The following is a 19,586-nucleotide window of genomic DNA, read 5'->3' on the forward strand; positions in this document are numbered from 1 at the left end:
CACGGCCGTGCGGCGGTCCGCACACTTGAGTGGTTACCGTCCTCACCAGTGCCGTGACACCCTGTCGAACCCGGGCTCGCGGCGCCGGTCTCAGGTCAGCTGAGAGACCGCCTCCAGGGCGATCCGCTCGAAGACCTTCTCGTCGGCGGCGAAGTCCGAGTCGGGGATCGGCCAGTGGATCACGATGTCGGTGAAGCCCAGCTCCTTGTGCCGGCCCGCGAAGTCGACGAACGCGTCGAGGGACTCCAGGGGATGGCTCCGGTCGGGGGTGAAGCCGGTCAGCAGGACCTTGTCGAGCTCCGCCACGTCCCGGCCGATCTCGGCACAGGCGTCGGCCAGCTTGGTGACCTGCCCGCGAATGGCTTGAACCGACTGCTCGGGCGTGCCCGTCTCGTACAGCTTCGGGTCGCCGGTCGTCACCCACGCCTGACCATGACGGGCGGCGAGCCTCAGCCCGCGCGGGCCGGTGGCGGCCACCGCGAACGGCAGCCGGGGGCGCTGGACACAACCCGGGATGTTGCGGGCCTCGTGCGCCGAGTAGAAGTTGCCGCCGTACGAGACGGAGTCCTCGGTGAGGAGCCGGTCGAGCAGCGGGACGAACTCGCCGAAGCGGTCGGCGCGCTCACGCGGGGTCCACGGGTCCTGACCGAGCGCGGTGGCGTCGAAACCGGTGCCGCCGGCGCCGATGCCGAGGGTGATCCGGCCGTTCGAGATGTCGTCGAGGGAGATCAGTTCCTTGGCGAGGGTCACCGGGTGCCGGAAGTTCGGTGAGGTCACGAGGGTGCCGAGGCGCAGCCGGTCGGTGACGGCGGCCGCCGCGGTCAGGGTCGGCACCGCCCCGAACCACGGGCCGTCGCGGAAGGTCCGCCAGGACAGATGGTCGTAGGTGAACGCGGTGTGGAAGCCGAGTTGCTCCGCACGCTGCCACGCGGAACGCCCGCCCTCGTGCCAGCGGACGTACGGCAGGATCACGGTGCTCAGGCGCAGACTCATGTATCGAGCGTAAGCGGAGCCGGAGCGTGGTCGTGGCCGCCTCGGTGTCGTCCCCCGCCCGGCGGCCCCGGTACCGCGGGATCAGCGCGGCCCGGGAAACCGCAGGTACCGCGGGGGTACGCCCTCCGTCAGCCAGACACCGTTGGCGCTGACCCGGAAGACATGGCCGTCGCGGTGCATGGCCGCCGCGTCGACGGAGAGCACGACCGGGCGGCCGCGGCGGGCGCCGACCCGGGTGGCGGTCTCCCGGTCCGGCGACAGGTGTACGTCGTGCCGGTTCATCGGCTTCAGGCCCTCGGCGCGGATCGCGTCCAGGTGGGGGGCCACGGTCCCGTGGTAGAGGTACGCCGGCGGGGTCGCCGGGGACAGCCCGAGGTCGACCTCGACGGAATGGCCCTGGCTGGCCCGGATCCGCGTCCCCTCGACGGCGAAGCGGCGCTTGTCGTTGTGGGCCACCACGTGATCGAGCTCGTCGCGGGTGAAAGGGAAGCCGTGCGCGGCCGCCGCGGCGATCAGTGTGTCGATCTCGACCCAGCCGCCCTCGCCGAGCGTGAGGCCGATCCGCTCGGGCTGATGCCGCAGATGCTTCGAGAGGTACTTCGACACCTTCACGGTGCGTCTTTCGTCCATCCGATCATCCGCCCGTCCGTTCATCCGCTCATCCGCCTGCTCATCCGTCCGCCCCTCCGGCTGTCCCGGCGTCCGTCCCTGCGTCCGTCCATCTGTCTGTTCCTTCATCTCCCCAGCGTGCCTGGCGAGAGACGGATCACGCATTTGATTTTGATCCGGAGGTTTGGTCCACAACCAAGTCCTGTTATCCACAGGGGAATTGACGAATCTGTGGACAACGCGCAGGCGTTTTAAGGTATTTCGTCAACAATGCTGTGATGGGAGCTGTTTGCGGCCAGCCGGTCCAACGTGCGTGCCTGCAGCTCCCGTTCGGCGGCAGCGGTGACGAACTCCGCGGCGTGCTCCGCACCAACCAGCCGCTCCACAGCGCGCATTGTCCCTGCGGAGACCTCCACGGTACGTACGCTTTCCTGGTCCACCGGAGGCGACCCCGCCGCGAGGTGTCTGCTCAGATGGCGGGTGGCGAAGAGCCGCATGGCACGCGCGAGTTCGGCGTCCACCGTCTGCTGCGCGAGCGGTCGCAGCCGCCGGACGAGCGAGGCAGCTTCGGCCGCTTCCGCGTCGCTCGGTGGATGTTCCCCGAGATAGCGCGCGAAGACATGCTCCGTGGTGAACTCCAGGAAGCGGGAAGCGATGTGCTCGACCTGACCTCTCAACTCCCTGAGATGGCCAGAGATCGCGGACAGCGGAACGCCCGCCGTGTACAACTCGACCGCAGCGGACAGCTCTTGAGGGCTCGGAACGACGAAGGAGCCTTCCTCGCCGGGAATGGGCTCCAGCACTCCGAGTTCGACCGCGTCCGCCACCGCGGCGTCGTCGGGGCGACCCCCGAACCGCTCGTCCAGCTCGGCCCGGGAGATCCGGGCGGCCTCCTCGTCGGTCCACGGCCCGTCGACCTCCGCGACCAGACCGAGTATCCCGCCGAGGCCGCGGCCCGCGTCCCAGGCCTCCAGGAGTTCCTTGATCGAGGCCAGCGTGTAGCCGCGGTCGAGGAGATCGGCGATCTGCCGCAGCCGTGCCAGATGGGCGTCCGCGTACACATTGGCGCGGCCGCGCCGCTCGGGGCGGGGCAGCAGTCCGCGGTCCTGGTAGGCGCGGATCGTCCGGACCGTGGCGCCGCTGCGGTGCGCCAGGTCCTCGATGCGGTACGCGACCCCGCCCGGCTCGTCGCCCATCTCTCTCGCCCTCCCGCCCTCGGACCTACGAGGCCGCCGCCCGCCCGATCGCCCCCACCGCCGACCGCGCCGCGGGTGACTGCGCCAGATACTCGACGGCCCTGAGCAGCGAGCCCTCCTTCGACGGATGGTACGACCGCCGCAGATAGCGCGGTACGGCCGCGCCGAGCTCCTTCCAGGTGGGCAGAAGCCCCTTGCGGACCGCCTTGTTGTGGGCGCTGAGCGAATAGCGCAGACGGCCGTCGAGCCGAGGGTCGTGACGGATCAGATAGGCGGCGCCCCACGCCCACATGTACAGCATCATCGGCACGGTGACGGCCATGCCCGCGAGCCGCCGGGCGTATCGGGGCGCGCCCTCGCCGCCGCAGTGCTGGTACATGTCGAAGGCCACAGCGCGATGCTCGACCTCTTCGGCGCCGTGCCAGCGCAGCAGGTCCAGCATGACCTCGTCGGCGTCGGCGAGGTCCAGGCCCTCGGCCGTCAGCACCCAGTCGCCCAGCACCGCCGTGAACTGCTCGATCGCCGCGATCACCGACAGCCGGAAGCGCAGCCACTCCCGGGCCGGAACCGGTGCTCCCAGGGGCGGTTCGTCACCGAGCAGCTTCTCGAAGAGGAAGTCGACGTGCTTGGTGAAACCGGAGGTGTCGAGCCGCTGGGCGGCGAGGTGGTCGAGGACGTACGCGTGCTGCACGCTGTGCGTGGCCTCCTGGCCCATGAACCCCTTCACGTCCTTGCGGAGTTCGGGGTCGCGGACCAGCGGCAGGGCCTCCTTGAGGACCCTCACGAACCACCGCTCCCCGGCGGGCAGCAGCAGATGCAGCACATTGATGACGTGGGTGGCGGTGGGCTCGTCCGGGATCCAGTGCAGCGGTGTGTCCTCCCAGTCGAAGGACACCCGTCTCGGGACGATCGCGTGGTGACCGCCGCTCACGGATCCACCGGCCGCGTCCGTCGCGTCGTTCGGTCGCTCGGTCACAGCTTCGGCTCCATCCGGGCGATGGCGCGCAGCGCCCTGGGGGCGAAGCGGTGCATGAGGTGGGCGCCGCGCGCCTCCGGGGTGACCGGCACGAGCGCCTCGTTGCGCACGACCGCGCGCAGGATCGCGTCGGCGACCTTCTCCGGCGGGTAGTTGCGCAGCCCGTACAGCCGCGCCGACCTCTTCTGGCGCCGTTTCTCCTCGACCGCGTCGACGCCGGCGAAGCGGGCGGTCGAGGTGATGTTGGTGTTGACGAAGCCCGGGCAGATCGCCGAGACGCCGATGCCCTGCCCGGCCAGCTCCGCCCGCAGACACTCGCTGAGCATCAGAACGGCCGCCTTGGAGGTGCTGTAGGCAGGCAGCGCCTTCGAGGGCTGGTACGCCGCCGCCGACGCGGTGTTGACGATGTGGCCGCCCTGCCCGCGCTCGGCCATCTGCTTGCCGAAGAGCCGGCAGCCGTGGATCACGCCCCACAGATTGACGTCGAGGACCTTCTTCCAGTCCTCCGGTGTCGTGTCGAAGAAGGAGCCCGACAGCCCGATCCCGGCGTTGTTCACCAGCACGTCCACCACGCCGTACTCGGTGGCGACCTTGTCGGCGAGCTTCTCCATGGCCTGCTCGTCGGAGACGTCGACCGTCTCGGCCCAGGCCGCGGGCGAGCCGATGAGCCGGGACATCTCCGCCGTACGGGCCGCCGCCTCGGCGTCCCGGTCGACGGCCACCACGCGCGCGCCGGCCTCGGCGAACGCGAAGGCGGTGGCCCGCCCGATGCCGCTGCCCGCGCCGGTGACCAGCACCAGCTGCCCGCCGAACCGGTCGGCGTACTTGCCGGTGGCCGCGGGCTCGGAGGCCGGCAACCCGGCCTCGCGGCCCTCGTTGGCCGTCACGAACTCGGATATCCAGGCGGTCAGCTGGTCGGGGCGGGTCCGCGGAACCCAGTGCTTGGCCGGGAGTGTGCGGCGCACCAGCCGCGGTGCCCACGTCTCCAGCTCGTCGTAGAGCCGCCCGGAGAGGAAGGCGTCCCCGAGCGGCGTGACGAGCTGCACGGGCGCGTGCGCGTACGCGTCCTCGCGGGGGCGGGCGATCCGGGGCCGTACGTTGTCGCGGTACAGCCAAGCGCCGTGCGCCGCGTCGTCGGGCAGCGACGAGGTCGGGTACGCGCCCGCGGGCACCTTCTCGATCCGCTGGAGGATCTTCGGCCACTGCTTGCCCAGGGGGCCGCGCCAGGCCAGCTCGGGCAGCACCGGCGTGTGCAGCAGGTACACGTACCAGGACTTGGCGCCCTGGCCGAGGAGCTGGCCGATCCTTCGCGGGGTGGGTCGCTTCGCCCGCTGTTTGATCCAGTGGCCGAGGTGGTCGAGGGACGGCCCGGACATCGACGTGAAGGACGCGATCCGGCCCTCGGTGCGCGCGACCGTGACGAACTCCCACGACTGCACCGAACCCCAGTCGTGGCCCACCAGGTGCACCGGTTCGTCGGGGCTGACCGTGTCGATGACCGCCAGGAAGTCGTCGGTCAGCTTCTCCAGCGTGAACCCGCCGCGCAGCGGCTGCGGCGCCGTCGACCGACCATGTCCCCGGACGTCGTACAGCACGACATGGAAGTGGTCGGCGAGACGGACGGCGACCTCGGACCACACCTCCTTGGAGTCCGGATAGCCGTGCACGAGCACCACGGTCGGCTGCCTGTCGTCGCCCAACTCGGCGACGCACAGCTCGACTCCGCCCGTCCGCACCCAGCGCTCGCGCGCGCCCACGGGACTCACTTGTCCTCCGCCCAGCGCCGCACGTGCGGCAGATCGTCGTCGAGCCAGAACGCGCTCTGTTCGGGGTCCTTGGAGTCGGTGACGACCAGGATCTCCTCGAACTTCGCGCCCGTACCCCGGAATCCGAGGTGCGGTTCGACCGCCCACAACCCCGGCCGGGGCGGGTGGTCGGAGAATGTGTACGGCGACCACAGGGGTGACCAGCCGTCCCGGTGCCCGTGCAGCGCGTCGCTCGCCAGCCCCTTCAGGGACTGGGTGCCGAACCCGAACAGGCGGGGTGACCAGGACCGTTCCCGCACCCGGTCCACCTTGTGCGCGATCACGCCGAACGGATACGCGCGGTGCCGGTTGGCATAGCCCTGGCGGGTCATGAGCCGGTCGACGTCCTCGTAGATCTCGCGCAGGGACCGCCGCTCACGCACCTCGCGCAGGATCAGCGCGCGGTGCGCCTCCAGATCGGCGAGCAGCTTGTCCTGCACGGGGTTCGGCCCGAGCGAGCCCGAATAGCCGATGTCCGCGGTGAAGCCCTTGTACACGGGGGCCATGTCGAGGATGAAGGGCATTCCCGGCTCCAGCCGGCGGTTGGTGGGGAAGAACTGCAGCGGGATCCGGAAGCCGACGAAGGCCGTGCGGTCACCGAACCAGGCGAAGGGCAGGTGGAACCAGTCCCGCACCCCGCGCTCACGCAGCCACCGGCGCTGCATGCGCGCCGCCTCGCGCTCGGTGACGCCGGGCTTCAGCTGTGCCGCGACCGCTTCCGCGCACTCGTACGCGAGCCGCTGCACCTCTCTGAACCCCCGCAGTTCCGAGGAGAGTTCGCCTGCCACTGCCGTCGTCATGCCACCGCCTCACCCTGTCCGCGCCGACTGCGGTACGTGCCCGTAACTTGACACTGGCGAATGTGACAGTCGTTAGAGGCTGCGTCAATAGGTCCGTGGGCAACCTGTGGACAACCGGTCGGACGGGGACGGCTCCCGGTCGGTATACCTGAGGGGGACCCCTACGGGCCCGTACGACTCGAGGCTGACGCGGATCCACCTCCGTGGGTTGACGACCCCTGTGGTGTGCGCCACTACCTTCGAATCGTGACTGTGATCGCGACCGAAAGCCTGAGCAAGCGGTTCCCCCGGGTGACCGCGCTTGACCGGCTCTCCGTGGACGTCGGGCCCGGTGTGACCGGACTCGTCGGAGCCAATGGAGCCGGCAAGTCCACACTGATCAAGATCCTGCTGGGTCTGTCCCCCGCCACCGAGGGCCGCGCGACCGTGCTCGGCCTCGACGTCGCCACCGAGGGCGGCGCCATCCGCGAGCGGGTCGGGTACATGCCCGAGCACGACTGCCTGCCGCCCGACGTCTCGGCCACCGAGTTCGTCGTCCACATGGCGCGGATGTCCGGGCTGCCGCCGGCCGCGGCCCGCGAACGCACCGCGGACACCCTGCGCCATGTCGGCCTGTACGAGGAGCGCTACCGCCCCATCGGCGGCTACTCGACGGGCATGAAGCAGCGCGTCAAACTCGCGCAGGCCCTCGTCCACGACCCCCAGCTGGTCTTCCTGGACGAACCGACCAACGGCCTGGACCCGGTCGGCCGCGACGACATGCTCGGGCTGATCCGCCGCATCCACACGGACTTCGGCATCTCGGTCCTGGTCACCTCGCACCTCCTGGGCGAACTGGAGCGCACCTGCGACCACGTCGTCGTGGTCGACGGCGGCAAACTGCTGCGCTCCAGCTCCACCACGGACTTCACCCAGACCACCACGACCCTGGCCATCGAGGTCACCGACACCGACGAGCACCCGGACGGCACGGCCGCGGTCCGCGAGGTGCTCCACGCGCGCGGTGTCGAGACCCACGACGGCAGCGGTCTGCCGGGCGCCGGACACATCCTGCTGCTGACCACCGAGAGCGAGGACACCTACGACCTCGTCCGTGACGTGGTCGCCGACCTCGGTCTGGGCCTGGTCCGCATGGAGCAGCGCAGGCACCACATCGCCGAGGTCTTCAAGGACAGCGACGAGCAGCGCACGAAGGACGAGCGCGCGGCGAGCGCCGATCCGCGCACCGGCGACGAGCAGCGGAAGGAGGCGGTCGGCCATGGCGGTTGAGCAGCCCCTCACCCAGCGCGGTGAGCAGTCCCGTATCCACAACATCGGCTACCGCAACTACGACGGCCCGCGCCTCGGCCGCGGCTATGCCCGCCGCTCCCTCTACTCCCAGTCCCTGCGCGGTGCCTACGGCCTCGGCCGCTCGGTCAAGTCCAAGGTCCTGCCGATGCTGCTCTTCGTGGTGATGTGCGTCCCCGCACTGATCATGGTGGCCGTCGCGGTCGCCACCAAGGCGAAGGACCTGCCGGTCGACTACACGCGCTACGCGGTGATCATGCAGGCCGTCATCGGCCTGTACGTCGCCTCGCAGGGCCCCCAGGCGGTCTCCCGCGACCTGCGCTTCAAGACCGTGCCGCTGTACTTCTCCCGTCCCATAGAGACCAGCGACTACGTGCGAGCCAAGTACGCGGCGCTGACCTCGGCGCTGTTCATCCTCACGGCCGCCCCGCTGATCGTGCTCTACGTGGGAGCGCTCCTGGCCAAGCTCGACTTCGCCGACCAGACGAAGGGCTTCGGGCAGGGACTGGTCTCCGTGGCACTGCTGTCGCTGCTCTTCGCGGGCATCGGCCTGGTCATCTCGGCGGTCACCCCGCGCCGCGGCTTCGGCATCGCGGCCGTCATCGCCGCCCTGACCATCTCCTACGGAGCGGTCTCCACCGTTCAGGCCATCGCCTTCGAGCAGTCCAGCGGCGACGTCGTCCCGTGGCTCGGGCTCTTCTCGCCGATCACGCTCATCGACGGAGTGCAGACGGCCTTCCTCGGCGCCTCCTCCGCCTTCCCCGGGGAGGTGGGCCCCTCGTCCGGACAGGGCGTCGTCTACCTCATCGTCGTCCTGGGTCTCATCGCGGGCTGCTACGGCCTCCTGATGCGCCGCTACCGAAAGGTCGGGCTGTGACCACGCTCAACATCGACCACGTCTCGCGCTGGTTCGGCAACGTGGTGGCGGTCAACGACATCACGATGACGATCGGCCCCGGCGTCACCGGCCTGCTCGGCCCGAATGGCGCCGGCAAGTCCACCCTCATCAACATGATGGGCGGCTTCCTCGCCCCCTCGACGGGCACCGTCACCCTCGACGGCCGGCCGACCTGGCGCAACGAGGACATCTACCGGCACATCGGCATCGTCCCCGAGCGCGAGGCGATGTACGACTTCCTCACCGGGCGCGAATTCGTCGTCGCCAACGCGGAGTTGCATGGTCTCGGCGCGAAGTCCGCCCAACGGGCCCTCGCCACGGTCGAGATGGAGTACGCGCAGGACCGCAAGATCTCCACGTACTCCAAGGGCATGCGGCAGCGCGTGAAGATGGCGTCCGCGCTGGTCCACGACCCCTCGCTGCTGCTGCTCGACGAGCCGTTCAACGGCATGGACCCACGCCAACGCATGCAGCTCATGGATCTGCTGCGCCGCATGGGCGACGAGGGCCGCACCGTGCTGTTCTCGTCCCACATCCTCGAAGAGGTGGAGCAACTGGCCGCCCACATCGAGGTGATCGTCGCCGGACGGCACGCGGCGAGCGGCGACTTCCGGCGCATCCGCCGGCTGATGACCGACCGCCCGCACCGCTACCTGGTCCGCTCCAGCGACGACCGGGCCCTGGCCGCCGCGCTGATCGCCGACCCGTCGACGTCCGGCATCGAAGTCGACCTCGCCGAGGGCGCGCTGCGCATCCAGGCCGTCGACTTCGGCCGGTTCACCGCCCTGCTGCCGAAGGTCGCGCGTGAGCACGGCATCCGGCTGCTGACGGTGTCACCGTCCGACGAGTCCCTGGAATCCGTCTTCTCGTATCTTGTCGCGGCGTAGGAGGCCGAAGATGTACGACCCCACAGTCGCCCGGCTCACTTATCGGGGCCTGCTCGGCCGCCGCCGGGCCCTCATCCTCGGCATCCTGCCCGTCCTGCTCATCGTGATCTCCCTGGCCGTGCGGAGCTTCTCCGGAGCGGACGATCAGGTGGCCTCGGACCTGCTCGGCGGGTTCGCGCTCGCCACCATGGTGCCGATCATCGGCGTCATCGCCGGCACGGGAGCGATCGGGCCCGAGATCGACGACGGCTCGGTGGTGTATCTGCTGGCCAAGCCCCTGAAGCGGCCCACGATCATCTTCACCAAGCTGATCGTCGCGATCGCCGTCACCATGGCGTTCTCGGCGGTGCCGACCTTCATCGCGGGCATGATCCTGAACGGCAACGGCCAGCAGATCGCCGTCGCCTACACCGTGGCCGCCCTGGTCGCCTCGATCGCCTACGCCGCGATGTTCCTGCTCCTCGGGACCGTGACCCGGCACGCGGTGGTCTTCGGACTCGTCTACGCGCTCGTCTGGGAGGCCCTGTTCGGGTCACTGGTGTCCGGCGCGCGCACGCTCAGCGTCCAGCAGTGGGCGCTCGCCGTGGGCCACAAGGTGACCGGCGGCGATCTCGTCACCTCGGACGTGGGCCTGCCGACCGCGACGGTTCTGCTGATCCTGGTCACCGTCCTCACCACCTGGTACGCCGGGCAGCGGCTGCGGTCGCTGACGCTGGCCGGCGAGGAGTGAGCGAGGGCTCTTCGCGCGCGGCACCGGTTCACCGGGCACGCGCGCGAAGAGCCCCTTTTTTCTTGACAGCGGCTTCATCCTTGTACGGGCACACTGGCCGAACGGGGACGCACGGCCAGGAGGAACGGGGATGGCATCCGAAGAACCACGGGGTGACGGCCGCGACGAGGCCGGGGACGAGTCAGGGTCCAGGGACGCGGCCGGGGAGCGGTGGGACGACCTCGTCCTGGACGAGAACTTCATACGGTCCGCGGAGACGACCGAGCCGTCGGCCCGCGCGCGCATGCTCGCCGCCCGTTGGCGCGAGGGAGGCCCCGATCCGCAGCCCTGGCGCTCGGACGAGCCGCCCGCGGGGTGGTTCTTCAGCAAGGGGCGCCGGCGCAGGTGGCGCCGCCGCTGAGACCGTCTGGGGCGGCCTTTAATCAGTGGCGCCCAAGTCGGCGTACGGGCACAGTAATTGTGTCCACCCCGCCGCATCGAGCCGGCGCCACGTTCTGGGAGAGGAGCGCGACGATGTTCATCAGGAGCAGTACGTCGAGCTCCCGACAGGGCAGCCCGCGGCGGGTTCCGGAGTAGTTACCCCTCCGTCGAACCCGCTCGCACGGGGAGCTGTCCGGGGCGGCCGCTTCGAGCGCGCGTCACGCGCGGGCCGCCCACCCGGAGGATTGGCCGAGTGGAAAGGCACCGGCTTGCTAAGCCGTGGTCGGGGGTGAAACCCCGCGCGCGTTCGATCCGCGCATCCTCCGCAAGACGTTCGCACGCGCCCGACCGACAGCTCCGTCCGGCTCCGTCCGGGAGTGGCCACCAGTCGCCGCTGCCGCCACGGCGACCGCTACGACCGCGTCAGCAGCCGTTCCAGCACCACCGCGATGCCGTCCTCCTCGTTCGAGGACGTCACCTCGTCCGCGATCGCCTTGAGGTCGTCGTGGGCGTTGGCCATGGCCACCCCGTGCGCCGCCCAGGCGAACATCGGCAGGTCGTTCGGCATGTCGCCGAAGGCGATGGTGTCCGCCGCCCTGAGGCCGAGGCGCCGGGCCGCCAGGGACAGTCCCGTCGCCTTGGAGAGGCCGAGGGGGAGGAGTTCCACTATCCCCGCGCCCGCCATCGTCACACCGACGAGTCCGCCCGCGACCTCCAGGGCCACGGCCGCGAGCTCGTCGTCGGAGAGCGTCGGGTGCTGGACGTACACCTTGTTCAGAGGGGCCGACCAGAGGTCCGTCGCGTCCTTGATCGGGACGACCGGCAGGGAGCCGTCCAGCCTGCGGTAGCCGGGGCCGACCAGCACCTCGCCGTCGAGCCCGTCACGGCTCGCGGCCAGCAGCAGTGGGCCGACCTCCGCCTCGATCTTGGCGAGCGCGAGACCGGCCAGCTGCCGGTCCAGCGTCACCGAGGTGAGCAGCCGGTGCTCCCCCGCGTCGTAGACCTGCGCGCCCTGACCGCAGACCGCGAGGCCCTGGTAGCCGAGGTCGTCGAGGATGTGCCGCGTCCAGGGCACCGCGCGCCCGGTGACGACGATGTGGGCCGCGCCCGTCGCCGTCACGGCGGCGAGCGCCTCACGCGTACGCGCCGAGACCGTCTCGTCGGGACGCAGCAGCGTCCCGTCGAGATCGGTCGCGACGAGCTTGTACGGGAACGCCCCCGGCCCGGTGGCGCCGGACGATCCGGTCGACCCAGAATTGCCGGTCACTTGGAGATCGGCTCCAGAACCTCACGGCCGCCCAGGTAGGGCCGCAGCACCTCGGGAACGCGTACCGAACCGTCGGCGAGCTGGTGGTTCTCCAGGATCGCGACGATGGTGCGCGGGACGGCGCACAGCGTGCCGTTCAGTGTGGAGAGCGGCTGGACCTTCTTGCCGTCGCGCATACGGACGGACAGGCGGCGGGCCTGGAAGCCGTCACAGTTGGAGGCCGAGGTCAGCTCGCGGTACTTGCCCTGGGTGGGGATCCACGCCTCGCAGTCGAACTTGCGGGAGGCCGAGGAGCCCAGGTCGCCGCTCGCCACGTCGATCACCTGGAAGGGCAGTTCGAGGCCGGTCAGCCACTGCTTCTCCCATTCGAGGAGCCGCTTGTGCTCGTTCTCGGCGTCCGCGGGGTCGACGTACGAGAACATCTCGACCTTGTCGAACTGGTGCACGCGGAAGATGCCGCGGGTGTCCTTGCCGTAGGTGCCGGCCTCGCGGCGGAAGCACGGCGAGAAACCGGCGTAGCGCATCGGCAGCTTGTCGGCGTCCAGGATCTCGTCCATGTGGTACGCCGCGAGGGGGACCTCGGAGGTGCCGACCAGGTAGTAGTCGTCCTTCTCCAGGTGGTACACGTTCTCCGCGGCCTGGCCGAGGAAGCCGGTGCCCTCCATGGCGCGCGGGCGGACCAGCGCGGGGGTCAGCATGGGCGTGAAGCCGGCCTCGGTGGCCTGCGCGATCGCCGCGTTGACGAGAGCGAGCTCCAGGAGCGCGCCGACGCCCGTCAGGTAGTAGAAGCGCGAGCCGGACACCTTGGCGCCGCGCTCGACGTCGATGGCGCCCAGCGCCTCGCCGAGCTCCAGGTGGTCCTTGGGCTCGAAGCCCTCGGCGGCGAAGTCGCGGATGATGCCGTGCGTCTCCAGGACGACGAAGTCCTCTTCGCCGCCGACCGGGACGTCGGGGTGCACCAGGTTGCCGAGCTGGAGGAGGAGCCGCTTGGTCTCCTCGTCCGCCTCGTTCTGTTCGGCGTCGGCGGCCTTGACGTCTGTCTTGAGCTGCTCCGCCTTCTTCAGCAGCTCGGCGCGCTCCTCCGGGGAGGCCTTGGGGATCAGCTTGCCGAGCGCCTTCTGTTCGGAGCGCAGCTCGTCGAAGCGGACGCCGGACGACCTGCGCCGCTCGTCGGCGGAGAGGAGGGAGTCGACGAGCGCGACGTCCTCTCCACGGGCACGCTGGGAGGCGCGAACACGGTCGGGGTCCTCACGGAGCAGGCGAAGGTCAATCACCCCTCAAGGCTACCGGTGCGGGCTTCCGGCCAACGACCCGATATTCCGGAGCGTGAGGGCTGTCACGGTATGAGTGAAATGCCGGACTGAACCCCTTGATCACCGAACGGCGTCAATGAAAAGGGTCCAACTCCCCGAAACGGGGCAGGCCGCGCCGCACCGGTTGACCGGATTTCCTTGCGGGGGACGGGACTTGCGAGTCGGGTTGTCCACAGGAGTCCATCCCCTCGGATAGTTATCCACAGGCTGTGTGGAAGATCTGTGGATGTCGGAATTGATCATTCCGAGTACCTTTCAGCGGCTGAGGAATTCCCGGCTCAAACCCTCCGTACACCCACTTTCGGGTGTAAATGATTCCCTCAATAGGGTTGATCAATGGAAAAGGGTAGACGAAGGGTGGCGTACGAGGGTGTGGAAGGACTTGGGTCCAGTAACCGATTTGTCGATGATGTAGTGCTTCGTTGTCGACTTGTCCCCAGGTCGAGAAGCGCACCTGTGGATAACATCTGTGGATGACGAAAATCAGCAGGTAGGACCGTGGGGAAATGCTCGGACGGGTGTGGAACCGCCGCTCAGAACCGGCCGTCCGCGCAGCGCGCCAGCCAGTCCGACGCGGCGGAGAACGCGTTGTCCGACGTTCCGGGCCGCAGCGGCCGTACGTCGTCCAGGCCGACACCGGCCCGCGGATAGGAACCGAGGAAGCGCACCTGGGGGCAGATCCGCTTGAGACCCATCAGCGCCTCGCCCACCCGGCGCTCGGTGATGTGGCCCTCGGCGTCCACCGAGAAGCAGTAATTGCCGATGCCCTGGCCGGTCGGGCGGGACTCGATCCGCATCAGGTTGACGCCGCGCACGGCGAACTCCTGCAGCAGTTCCAGCAGCGCGCCGGGGTGGTCGTCGCCGAGCCAGATGACCACGGACGTCTTGTCGGCGCCGGTCGGTGCGGCCGGGCGGGCCGGGCGGCCGACCAGCACGAAGCGGGTCTCGGCGTTCGCCGCGTCGTGGATCTCGGTCACCAGCGGTTCGAGGCCGTACGTCGCCGCGGCGAACTCACCCGCGAAGGCCGCGTCGTAACGGCCCTCCTGGACCAGCCGGGCGCCGTCCGCGTTCGACGCCGCCGACTCCCACAGGGCGTCCGGCAGGTGCGCGGCCAGCCAGTTGCGCACCTGGGGCTGGGCGACCGGATGTCCGGTGACCGTCTTGACGTCCTTCAACGCCATGCCGGGCCTGACCAGCAGGGCGAAGGCGATCGGCAGTACGACCTCGCGGTAGATCATCAGCTGGTCGCCCTTGGCGAGCTCGTCGAGGGTGGCGGTGACACCGCCCTCGACGGAGTTCTCGATCGGGACGAGCGCCCCCGCGGCCTGGCCGCCGCGCACCGCGTCGAGCGCGGCCGGGACGGACACCATGGGCACCAGTTCCCGCGTCGCGGCCTCGGGAAGCGTGCGGAGGGCGGCCTCGGTGAACGTTCCCTCGGGGCCGAGATAGGTGTAGCGCGTCGCCGACATACCGTCACCCTAATGGGCCCTGCCTCACGCGGCTCACGCCTGCGGAATCAATGGCACGCACGTGTGAGGGCACCCAGGCGCCCTGGCGCTTCAGGCATCCGAGGCATAGCCCCGGCGCCGGAAGGCCCCTGGCCCCTAGCGGAGGTCTCCTAGCCCTCCAGCAACCGCTGTCCCACGTACTCCCCCGCCGCCGCGCCACCCGGAACCGCGAACAGTCCGCTCGACTCGTGGCGGATGAACGTCGAGAGCGCGTCGCCGCGGTCGAGTTTGCGCTGGACAGGAACGAAGCCGCGCACCGGATCGGCCTGCCAGCACACGAAGAGCAGGCCGGCGTCGGGCACTCCGTCGGCGTCGATGCCGTCGTGGAAGGAGAAGGGGCGGCGCAGCATCGCGGCGCCGCCGTTCTGGTCGGGCCGGGTGATCCGGGCGTGCGCGTTGATGGGCACGACCAGGTTGCCGTCGGCGTCGGCCTTGTCCAGGTCCATCGCGGTCGTCTCGGTGCCGCCGCTCAACGGCGCCCCGGTGGACTTCCTCCGTCCGATGACGTCCTCCTGGGCCTTGCCCGAGAGCTTCTCCCAGTCGTCGAGAAGCATGCGGATGCGGCGGACGACGGCGTACGAGCCGTTCGCCATCCATTCCGGGTCACCGGAGGCGGGTACGAACACGCGCCCGTCGAAGTCGGGCTCGGACGGCTTCGGATTGCGGGTGCCGTCGATCTGGCCCATCAGGTTGCGCGCGGTCATCGGCTCGGCGGTGGCGCCCGGCGAACGGTTGAAACCGTTCATCTGCCAGCGCACGCGTGCCGCGCTGCCCGCGTCCTTCTGGACCGCCCGCAGCGCGTGGAAGGCGACGAGGGCGTCGTTCGCGCCGATCTGCACCCACAGGTCGCCGTTGCTGCGGGCCCTGTCCAGGTGGTCGGAGGAGAAGTCGGGCAACGGGTCGAGGGCGACCGGACGCTGCTTCTCCAGGCCCGTACGCGCGAAGAAGCTGTGTCCGAAGCCGAAGGTGACCGTCAGGGACGACGGGCCGGCGTCGCGTGCGACGTCCGTGTCCTCGTGGGCCGCGGCCTCGCCCGTCATCAGCCGCCGGGCCGTCTCCGACCAGCGGCGCAGCAGCGCGGCGGCCTCCCTGCGGCCCGAACCGGCCGCCAGGTCGAAGGCGACCAGGTGGCCGCGCGCCTGAAGCGCGGTGGTGATGCCGGGCTGATGTTTCCCGTGAAACATCACCGTGTCCATGCCGACCGAGGCCAGCGGGGCGGCCTTCTCGGCCGAGGGTGCCGCCGCGTAACCCACGGCCGCCCCCGCCGCTCCGAGGGCGAGCCCGGTGGCGCCCGCCGTGCCGAGCAGCCGGCGCCGCGACATGACCCCCTTCGGGGAGGCGTTCGACGACGCGGCGTCGGGGGACGCCTCGGGGGAGGGCGTCGTGCGGGCGGAGGAGGTCCCAGGGGTGGACTGGTCAGCCATGGTCAGGTTCAGCCGATCTGCGCGTTCTTGTTCACGGTGGCCTGGTCGATGTCCGAGGTGCGCACGGTCACCGCGATCTTCCAGTCGCCCGCCATGGGGATCTGCACCCCGGTCGCCGTCCAGTGTCCGGTGGCGATCCGGTCGGGGGTCACGGGCAGCGGGCCGACGTCCTTCGAAGCGAGCGTGAAGGCGACCTTCACCTCGGGGACGTCGAAGGCCTTGCCGTTCGGCCGGACCACGAAGACGTGCATCTCGTTGCCGCCGACGCGGGCCGGGTCGAGGGTGACCTCCACCGTGCCCTTGCCGTCCTCGCCGCCGGTGTCGAACGGGATCTTCAGGGACAGCGGCCCGGAGCGCTGCGAGGCGGACGCCGTGGCCTGCCGGGCCGCCTCCTCGGTACGACCCGGCTCGGTGGCCGTCAGCGCGGTCGTGACCGCGAGCAGGGCGATCGCTACCCCGGCCTCGGCCAGCACCGAGCGGCGCAGACCCGAGCGGTGCGGGTCGGCGTCGCGGACACGCTTGTCGCGCGCGGAGGCCACGGCGGCCTGCTGCCGGGCGAGCTGTGCGGCGCGCCGGGAGTCGGCGGGGACGGTGGCGGGCGTCCTGCCGGCCGAGCGCTGCTCCACCAGGGCCGCGGCCACGGCCTCGGGGGCCGGTGCCTGAGCGAGCTGGGCCGTCCAGCGCCGTGAGATCCACGCGATGCCCACGAGGAGCGCCACCAGGCCGACCTTCACGAGCAGCAGCTGCCCGTACGTCGTGTCGGTGAGCGCCGGCCAGGAGCCGACCTGCCGCCACGACTGGTAGATCCCGGTCGCGACCAGGACGAGGACACCGCCGAACGCGAGGCGGGAGAACCGGCGCACGGCCGCCGCCTCGATCTGCGCTTCCACCGGCGCCCGGAACAGAGCCACCAGCAGTGCCGACAGGCCGCCTAGCCAGACGGCGACGCCCAGCAGATGCAGGACGTCGACGGGCATCGCGATGCCGGCCTGGATGCCGGTCGAGGCGTGCTCGGCCATCGCCCAGGTCGCGGCGAGGCCGGCCGCGACGACCGCGCCGCCGATGGTGAGTCCGAAGGTGAGGTCCTTCTTCTCCGCGGCCAGATCGTCGGCGTCCGCGGCGCCGCCGGGCCCGCCCTCCGACGCGTCGCCTGATGCCGTCCTCACGGCCCCGGCCGGTTCCGCGCCCGCGGCCTTCGCGGCGGTGGCCGACTTCGCGCCGACCGCCTTCGCGGCAGCGGTCGCCTTCGCGCCCGTCACCGTCGCGGCGGCGACGCCCCCGGAGGCGGCCTCGGCCGCCGCCCGTTCGTCCTCGTCCCGCTTGGCGTACGCGCCGAAGAGCACCGCGATGAACAGCGCCGCCGCGGCGAGCAGCAGCAGCCGCGACACCAGCGCCGCACCCGACTTGGTCTGCAGCACCTGCCCGAGCAGCGTCAGGTCGAAGATGTCGCCGACCTTGCCGGACCCGACGTACGAACCGCGCAGGAGCAGCAGAGCGAGCGTGGAGACGGTCAGCGTGAGCCATCCGGAGACCACGAGCCGCTGCACCGGCCGGATGCCGGAGCCCCGCTGCCAGCAGGCCAGCACGAAGGCGGCGCCGCCGACGAGCAGGATGAATCCGGCGTACGAGAAGTAGCGCGCGGCTCCGTAGAGGAAGCCCACGACGCCGCCGCCCACCGCCTGGTCGGACAGGGCGACGGAGGTCTGCGAGGGGGCGCCGATGGAGAAGGTGAAGGCGCCGGAGACGGGGTGGCTGTCCGCCGAGACCACCTGGTAGGTGACGGTGAACGTGCCGTCGGGCAGCCCCGCGTGCAGCTTCACGCCGTACGTGGTGCCGCCCAGGTTGCTCGCGCCGCCGGCGTCGACCCGCTTGCCCTTGGGGTCGAGCACGCGGAGCGAGCCGTCGCTGAGGGAGACCTGCTCGGAGAAGGTGAGCGAGATCTGGGTGGGTGCCTTGTCGACCACCGATCCCTGCCTGGGGTCGCTCCCGGTCAGCGCGGCGTGCGCGGAGGCGGGCGCGGCGCCGGCCAGGAGCACGCCGGTGACGGCGAGGAACAGCAGCAGGAGGGTCCGGAAGCGGGAGGCGATGGTCAGTGTCACGGTGATGCCTCCCTCAGTGCCCGGTCTTCGGGTTGTACGTCGCGGACTTCACCGGCATGGAGATCCTCACCGTGCCGGACTTGGCGAAGTGCAGTTCCACGGACACCTTCTCGCCCTGCCGGGGCTTGTGGGTGAGCTTTGCGAACATGAGGTGGTTGCCGCCGCTCGCGAAGTCCAGGGTGCTGTCGGCGGGCACGGTGAAGGACTTCTCCTCCTGCATCGCACCGCCCTTGGTCGAGTGCAGCGTCACGTCGTCCGAGAGGTCGCTGGTGACCGAGGTCAGGGTGTCGGCGCCGCCTGAGTTGGTGACGGTGAAGAAGCCCGCCGCCATGGTGTCCATGCTCGGGGCGGGCATGTAGGCGCCGCTGACCTCGAGCTCGGGCCTGGCAGCGGAGGACGAGGAGGACGACGAGGAGCCCGAGGAGCCGTCGTCGTCCGAGGAGCAGCCCGTCAGCGTCCCCGCGGCGGCTATCACCAGCGCGCCGAGGGCGAGGAGCCCCGCGGGACGGCCCGGACGGCGCCTCACGGGGTCTTCCCCTCGGCGATCTTGGGAAGGTCCTTGGTGTAGTCGTCGACAGTGGCGCCCTCGCCGTACAGCACATAGCCGCCGTCGGTCTTCGGCGAGAAGGCGATGACCTGGGTGCCGTGCACGGAGACGAGCTTGCCGTCCTTGTCCTTCGAGGTCGGCTCGATGGAGATGCCCAGGGTGCGGGCACCGGCCTGGATCGTGGCGAAGTCGCCGGTCAGGCCGATGAAGTCGGAGTCGATGCCCTTGAGCCACTTGCCGAGCGCGGCGGGGGTGTCGCGGTCCGGGTCGGTGGTGACGAACACGACGCGCAGCTTGTCCTGCTCGGCCTTCGGCAACTGCTTCTTGGCGACCGCGAGGTTGTTCATCGTCAACGGGCAGACGTCGGGGCAGTGGGTGTAGCCGAAGTAGACGAGCGTCGGCCGGCCCTTGGTCCGCGCGCGCAGGTCGTACTTCTCGCCGGTCGTGTCGGTGAGCACGAGGTCCGGCTTCTCGAAGGGTTTGTCGAGGACCGTCGCGGCCTTGCCGGAGCCGGCCTCGGCAGACACGTCGGCGACCGGCTTGTTGCTGTCGTCGCCACTGCCGCAGGCGGAGAGGGTCAGAGCGGCGGCGAACAGGGCGGCCACTGCGTACGTCTTCTTGCGCATAGAAAAATGTCCCAGATGTGAGCGCTCCGGTGCGCACCGGGGGCCGCACGAGGCCGAAGGGCCAGGTCGGACGTGACCGGGGCGGGTCCGGGCCGGACCGGGTCGAGCAGGTCCGGTCCGCGCCGCGAGCCGGTTCGGCCGGGTCCGGTCCGGCCCGGGGAGCCGCGTCCAGCGACCCCCCGGTGCGCACCGAGAGCGGGT

General features: G+C 70.5%; 18 protein-coding genes and 1 tRNA gene. 6 read left to right on the plus strand and 13 right to left on the minus strand.

Going from position 1 to position 19,586, the window contains the following annotated elements; all coding sequences use genetic code 11:
- Nucleotides 1–90 precede the first annotated feature (90 nt).
- From ACWD68_RS28180 to ACWD68_RS28205, 6 genes are all read right to left on the minus strand, one after another.
- On the minus strand, nt 91–993 hold the full coding sequence (locus ACWD68_RS28180) for an LLM class flavin-dependent oxidoreductase (RefSeq protein ID WP_451809258.1): 903 nt from the start codon (nt 991–993) through the stop codon (nt 91–93).
- 81 nt (nt 994–1,074) lie between these two features.
- Nucleotides 1,075–1,623, minus strand: coding sequence for an RNA 2'-phosphotransferase (locus ACWD68_RS28185; RefSeq protein ID WP_451809259.1), 549 nt, complete (start codon nt 1,621–1,623; stop codon nt 1,075–1,077).
- Between the two features lie 230 nt (nt 1,624–1,853).
- Nucleotides 1,854–2,798 (minus strand): MerR family transcriptional regulator, encoded by a 945-nt coding sequence (locus tag ACWD68_RS28190; RefSeq protein WP_451809260.1) that lies wholly within the window; start codon nt 2,796–2,798, stop codon nt 1,854–1,856.
- Nucleotides 2,799–2,823: 25 nt separating this feature from the next.
- Nucleotides 2,824–3,774 (minus strand): metal-dependent hydrolase, encoded by a 951-nt coding sequence (locus ACWD68_RS28195; RefSeq protein WP_451809261.1) that lies wholly within the window; start codon nt 3,772–3,774, stop codon nt 2,824–2,826.
- Nucleotides 3,771–5,540, minus strand: coding sequence for an SDR family oxidoreductase (locus ACWD68_RS28200; protein ID WP_451809262.1), 1,770 nt, complete (start codon nt 5,538–5,540; stop codon nt 3,771–3,773). Before ACWD68_RS28200 ends, ACWD68_RS28195 begins: the two co-directional genes overlap by 4 nt.
- Nucleotides 5,537–6,379 (minus strand): M24 family metallopeptidase, encoded by an 843-nt coding sequence (locus tag ACWD68_RS28205; RefSeq protein ID WP_451809263.1) that lies wholly within the window; start codon nt 6,377–6,379, stop codon nt 5,537–5,539. The genes ACWD68_RS28200 and ACWD68_RS28205 overlap by 4 nt, the downstream gene beginning before the upstream one ends.
- A gap of 252 nt (nt 6,380–6,631) precedes the next feature.
- Here ACWD68_RS28205 and ACWD68_RS28210 point away from each other — a divergent pair, with 252 nt between their 5' ends.
- The 6 genes from ACWD68_RS28210 (at nt 6,632) to ACWD68_RS28235 (ending at nt 10,927) form a co-directional block, all read left to right on the plus strand.
- A complete protein-coding gene (locus ACWD68_RS28210) occupies nt 6,632–7,648 on the plus strand; it encodes an ABC transporter ATP-binding protein (protein WP_351536346.1) in 1,017 nt (338 codons plus the stop codon).
- Nucleotides 7,638–8,543: an ABC transporter permease subunit gene (locus tag ACWD68_RS28215; protein ID WP_451809264.1), complete on the plus strand. Its 906-nt coding sequence runs from the start codon at nt 7,638–7,640 to the stop codon at nt 8,541–8,543. The genes ACWD68_RS28210 and ACWD68_RS28215 overlap by 11 nt, the downstream gene beginning before the upstream one ends.
- Nucleotides 8,540–9,451 carry an ABC transporter ATP-binding protein gene (locus tag ACWD68_RS28220; RefSeq protein WP_351536000.1) on the plus strand — a complete coding sequence of 304 codons (912 nt, stop codon included), beginning with the start codon at nt 8,540–8,542 and terminating at the stop codon, nt 9,449–9,451. The genes ACWD68_RS28215 and ACWD68_RS28220 overlap by 4 nt, the downstream gene beginning before the upstream one ends.
- Nucleotides 9,452–9,461: 10 nt before the next feature.
- A complete protein-coding gene (locus ACWD68_RS28225) occupies nt 9,462–10,181 on the plus strand; it encodes an ABC transporter permease (protein ID WP_451809265.1) in 720 nt (239 codons plus the stop codon).
- 130 nt (nt 10,182–10,311) lie between these two features.
- A complete protein-coding gene (locus tag ACWD68_RS28230) occupies nt 10,312–10,581 on the plus strand; it encodes an SGM_3592 family protein (protein WP_451809266.1) in 270 nt (89 codons plus the stop codon).
- Between the two features lie 259 nt (nt 10,582–10,840).
- Nucleotides 10,841–10,927: transfer RNA gene (locus tag ACWD68_RS28235), tRNA-Ser, on the plus strand.
- 86 nt (nt 10,928–11,013) lie between these two features.
- Here the strand turns inward: ACWD68_RS28235 and ACWD68_RS28240 are convergent.
- The 7 genes from ACWD68_RS28240 to ACWD68_RS28270 form a co-directional block, all read right to left on the minus strand.
- Entirely contained in the window at nt 11,014–11,868 is an 855-nt protein-coding gene (locus ACWD68_RS28240; protein WP_451809267.1) for an HAD family hydrolase, read from the minus strand.
- Entirely contained in the window at nt 11,865–13,142 is a 1,278-nt protein-coding gene (gene serS / locus ACWD68_RS28245) for a serine--tRNA ligase (protein WP_451809268.1), read from the minus strand. Before serS ends, ACWD68_RS28240 begins: the two co-directional genes overlap by 4 nt.
- A 572-nt stretch (nt 13,143–13,714) precedes the next feature.
- Nucleotides 13,715–14,650, minus strand: a complete 936-nt coding sequence (pheA, locus tag ACWD68_RS28250) for a prephenate dehydratase (RefSeq protein WP_451809269.1) — start codon at nt 14,648–14,650, stop codon at nt 13,715–13,717.
- A 149-nt stretch (nt 14,651–14,799) separates the two neighbouring features.
- Nucleotides 14,800–16,113, minus strand: coding sequence for an iron uptake transporter deferrochelatase/peroxidase subunit (gene efeB, locus ACWD68_RS28255; RefSeq protein WP_451809270.1), 1,314 nt, complete (start codon nt 16,111–16,113; stop codon nt 14,800–14,802).
- Between the two features lie 8 nt (nt 16,114–16,121).
- Nucleotides 16,122–18,212 carry a copper resistance CopC/CopD family protein gene (locus ACWD68_RS28260; protein ID WP_451809271.1) on the minus strand — a complete coding sequence of 697 codons (2,091 nt, stop codon included), beginning with the start codon at nt 18,210–18,212 and terminating at the stop codon, nt 16,122–16,124.
- A gap of 13 nt (nt 18,213–18,225) precedes the next feature.
- On the minus strand, nt 18,226–18,738 hold the full coding sequence (locus ACWD68_RS28265) for a copper chaperone PCu(A)C (protein ID WP_451809272.1): 513 nt from the start codon (nt 18,736–18,738) through the stop codon (nt 18,226–18,228).
- Complete coding sequence (locus ACWD68_RS28270) at nt 18,735–19,385, minus strand: SCO family protein (RefSeq protein WP_451809273.1); 651 nt, start codon at nt 19,383–19,385, stop codon at nt 18,735–18,737. Before ACWD68_RS28270 ends, ACWD68_RS28265 begins: the two co-directional genes overlap by 4 nt.
- Nucleotides 19,386–19,586: the final 201 nt, after the last annotated feature.

Source organism: Streptomyces sp. NPDC005141, from assembly GCF_053599975.1.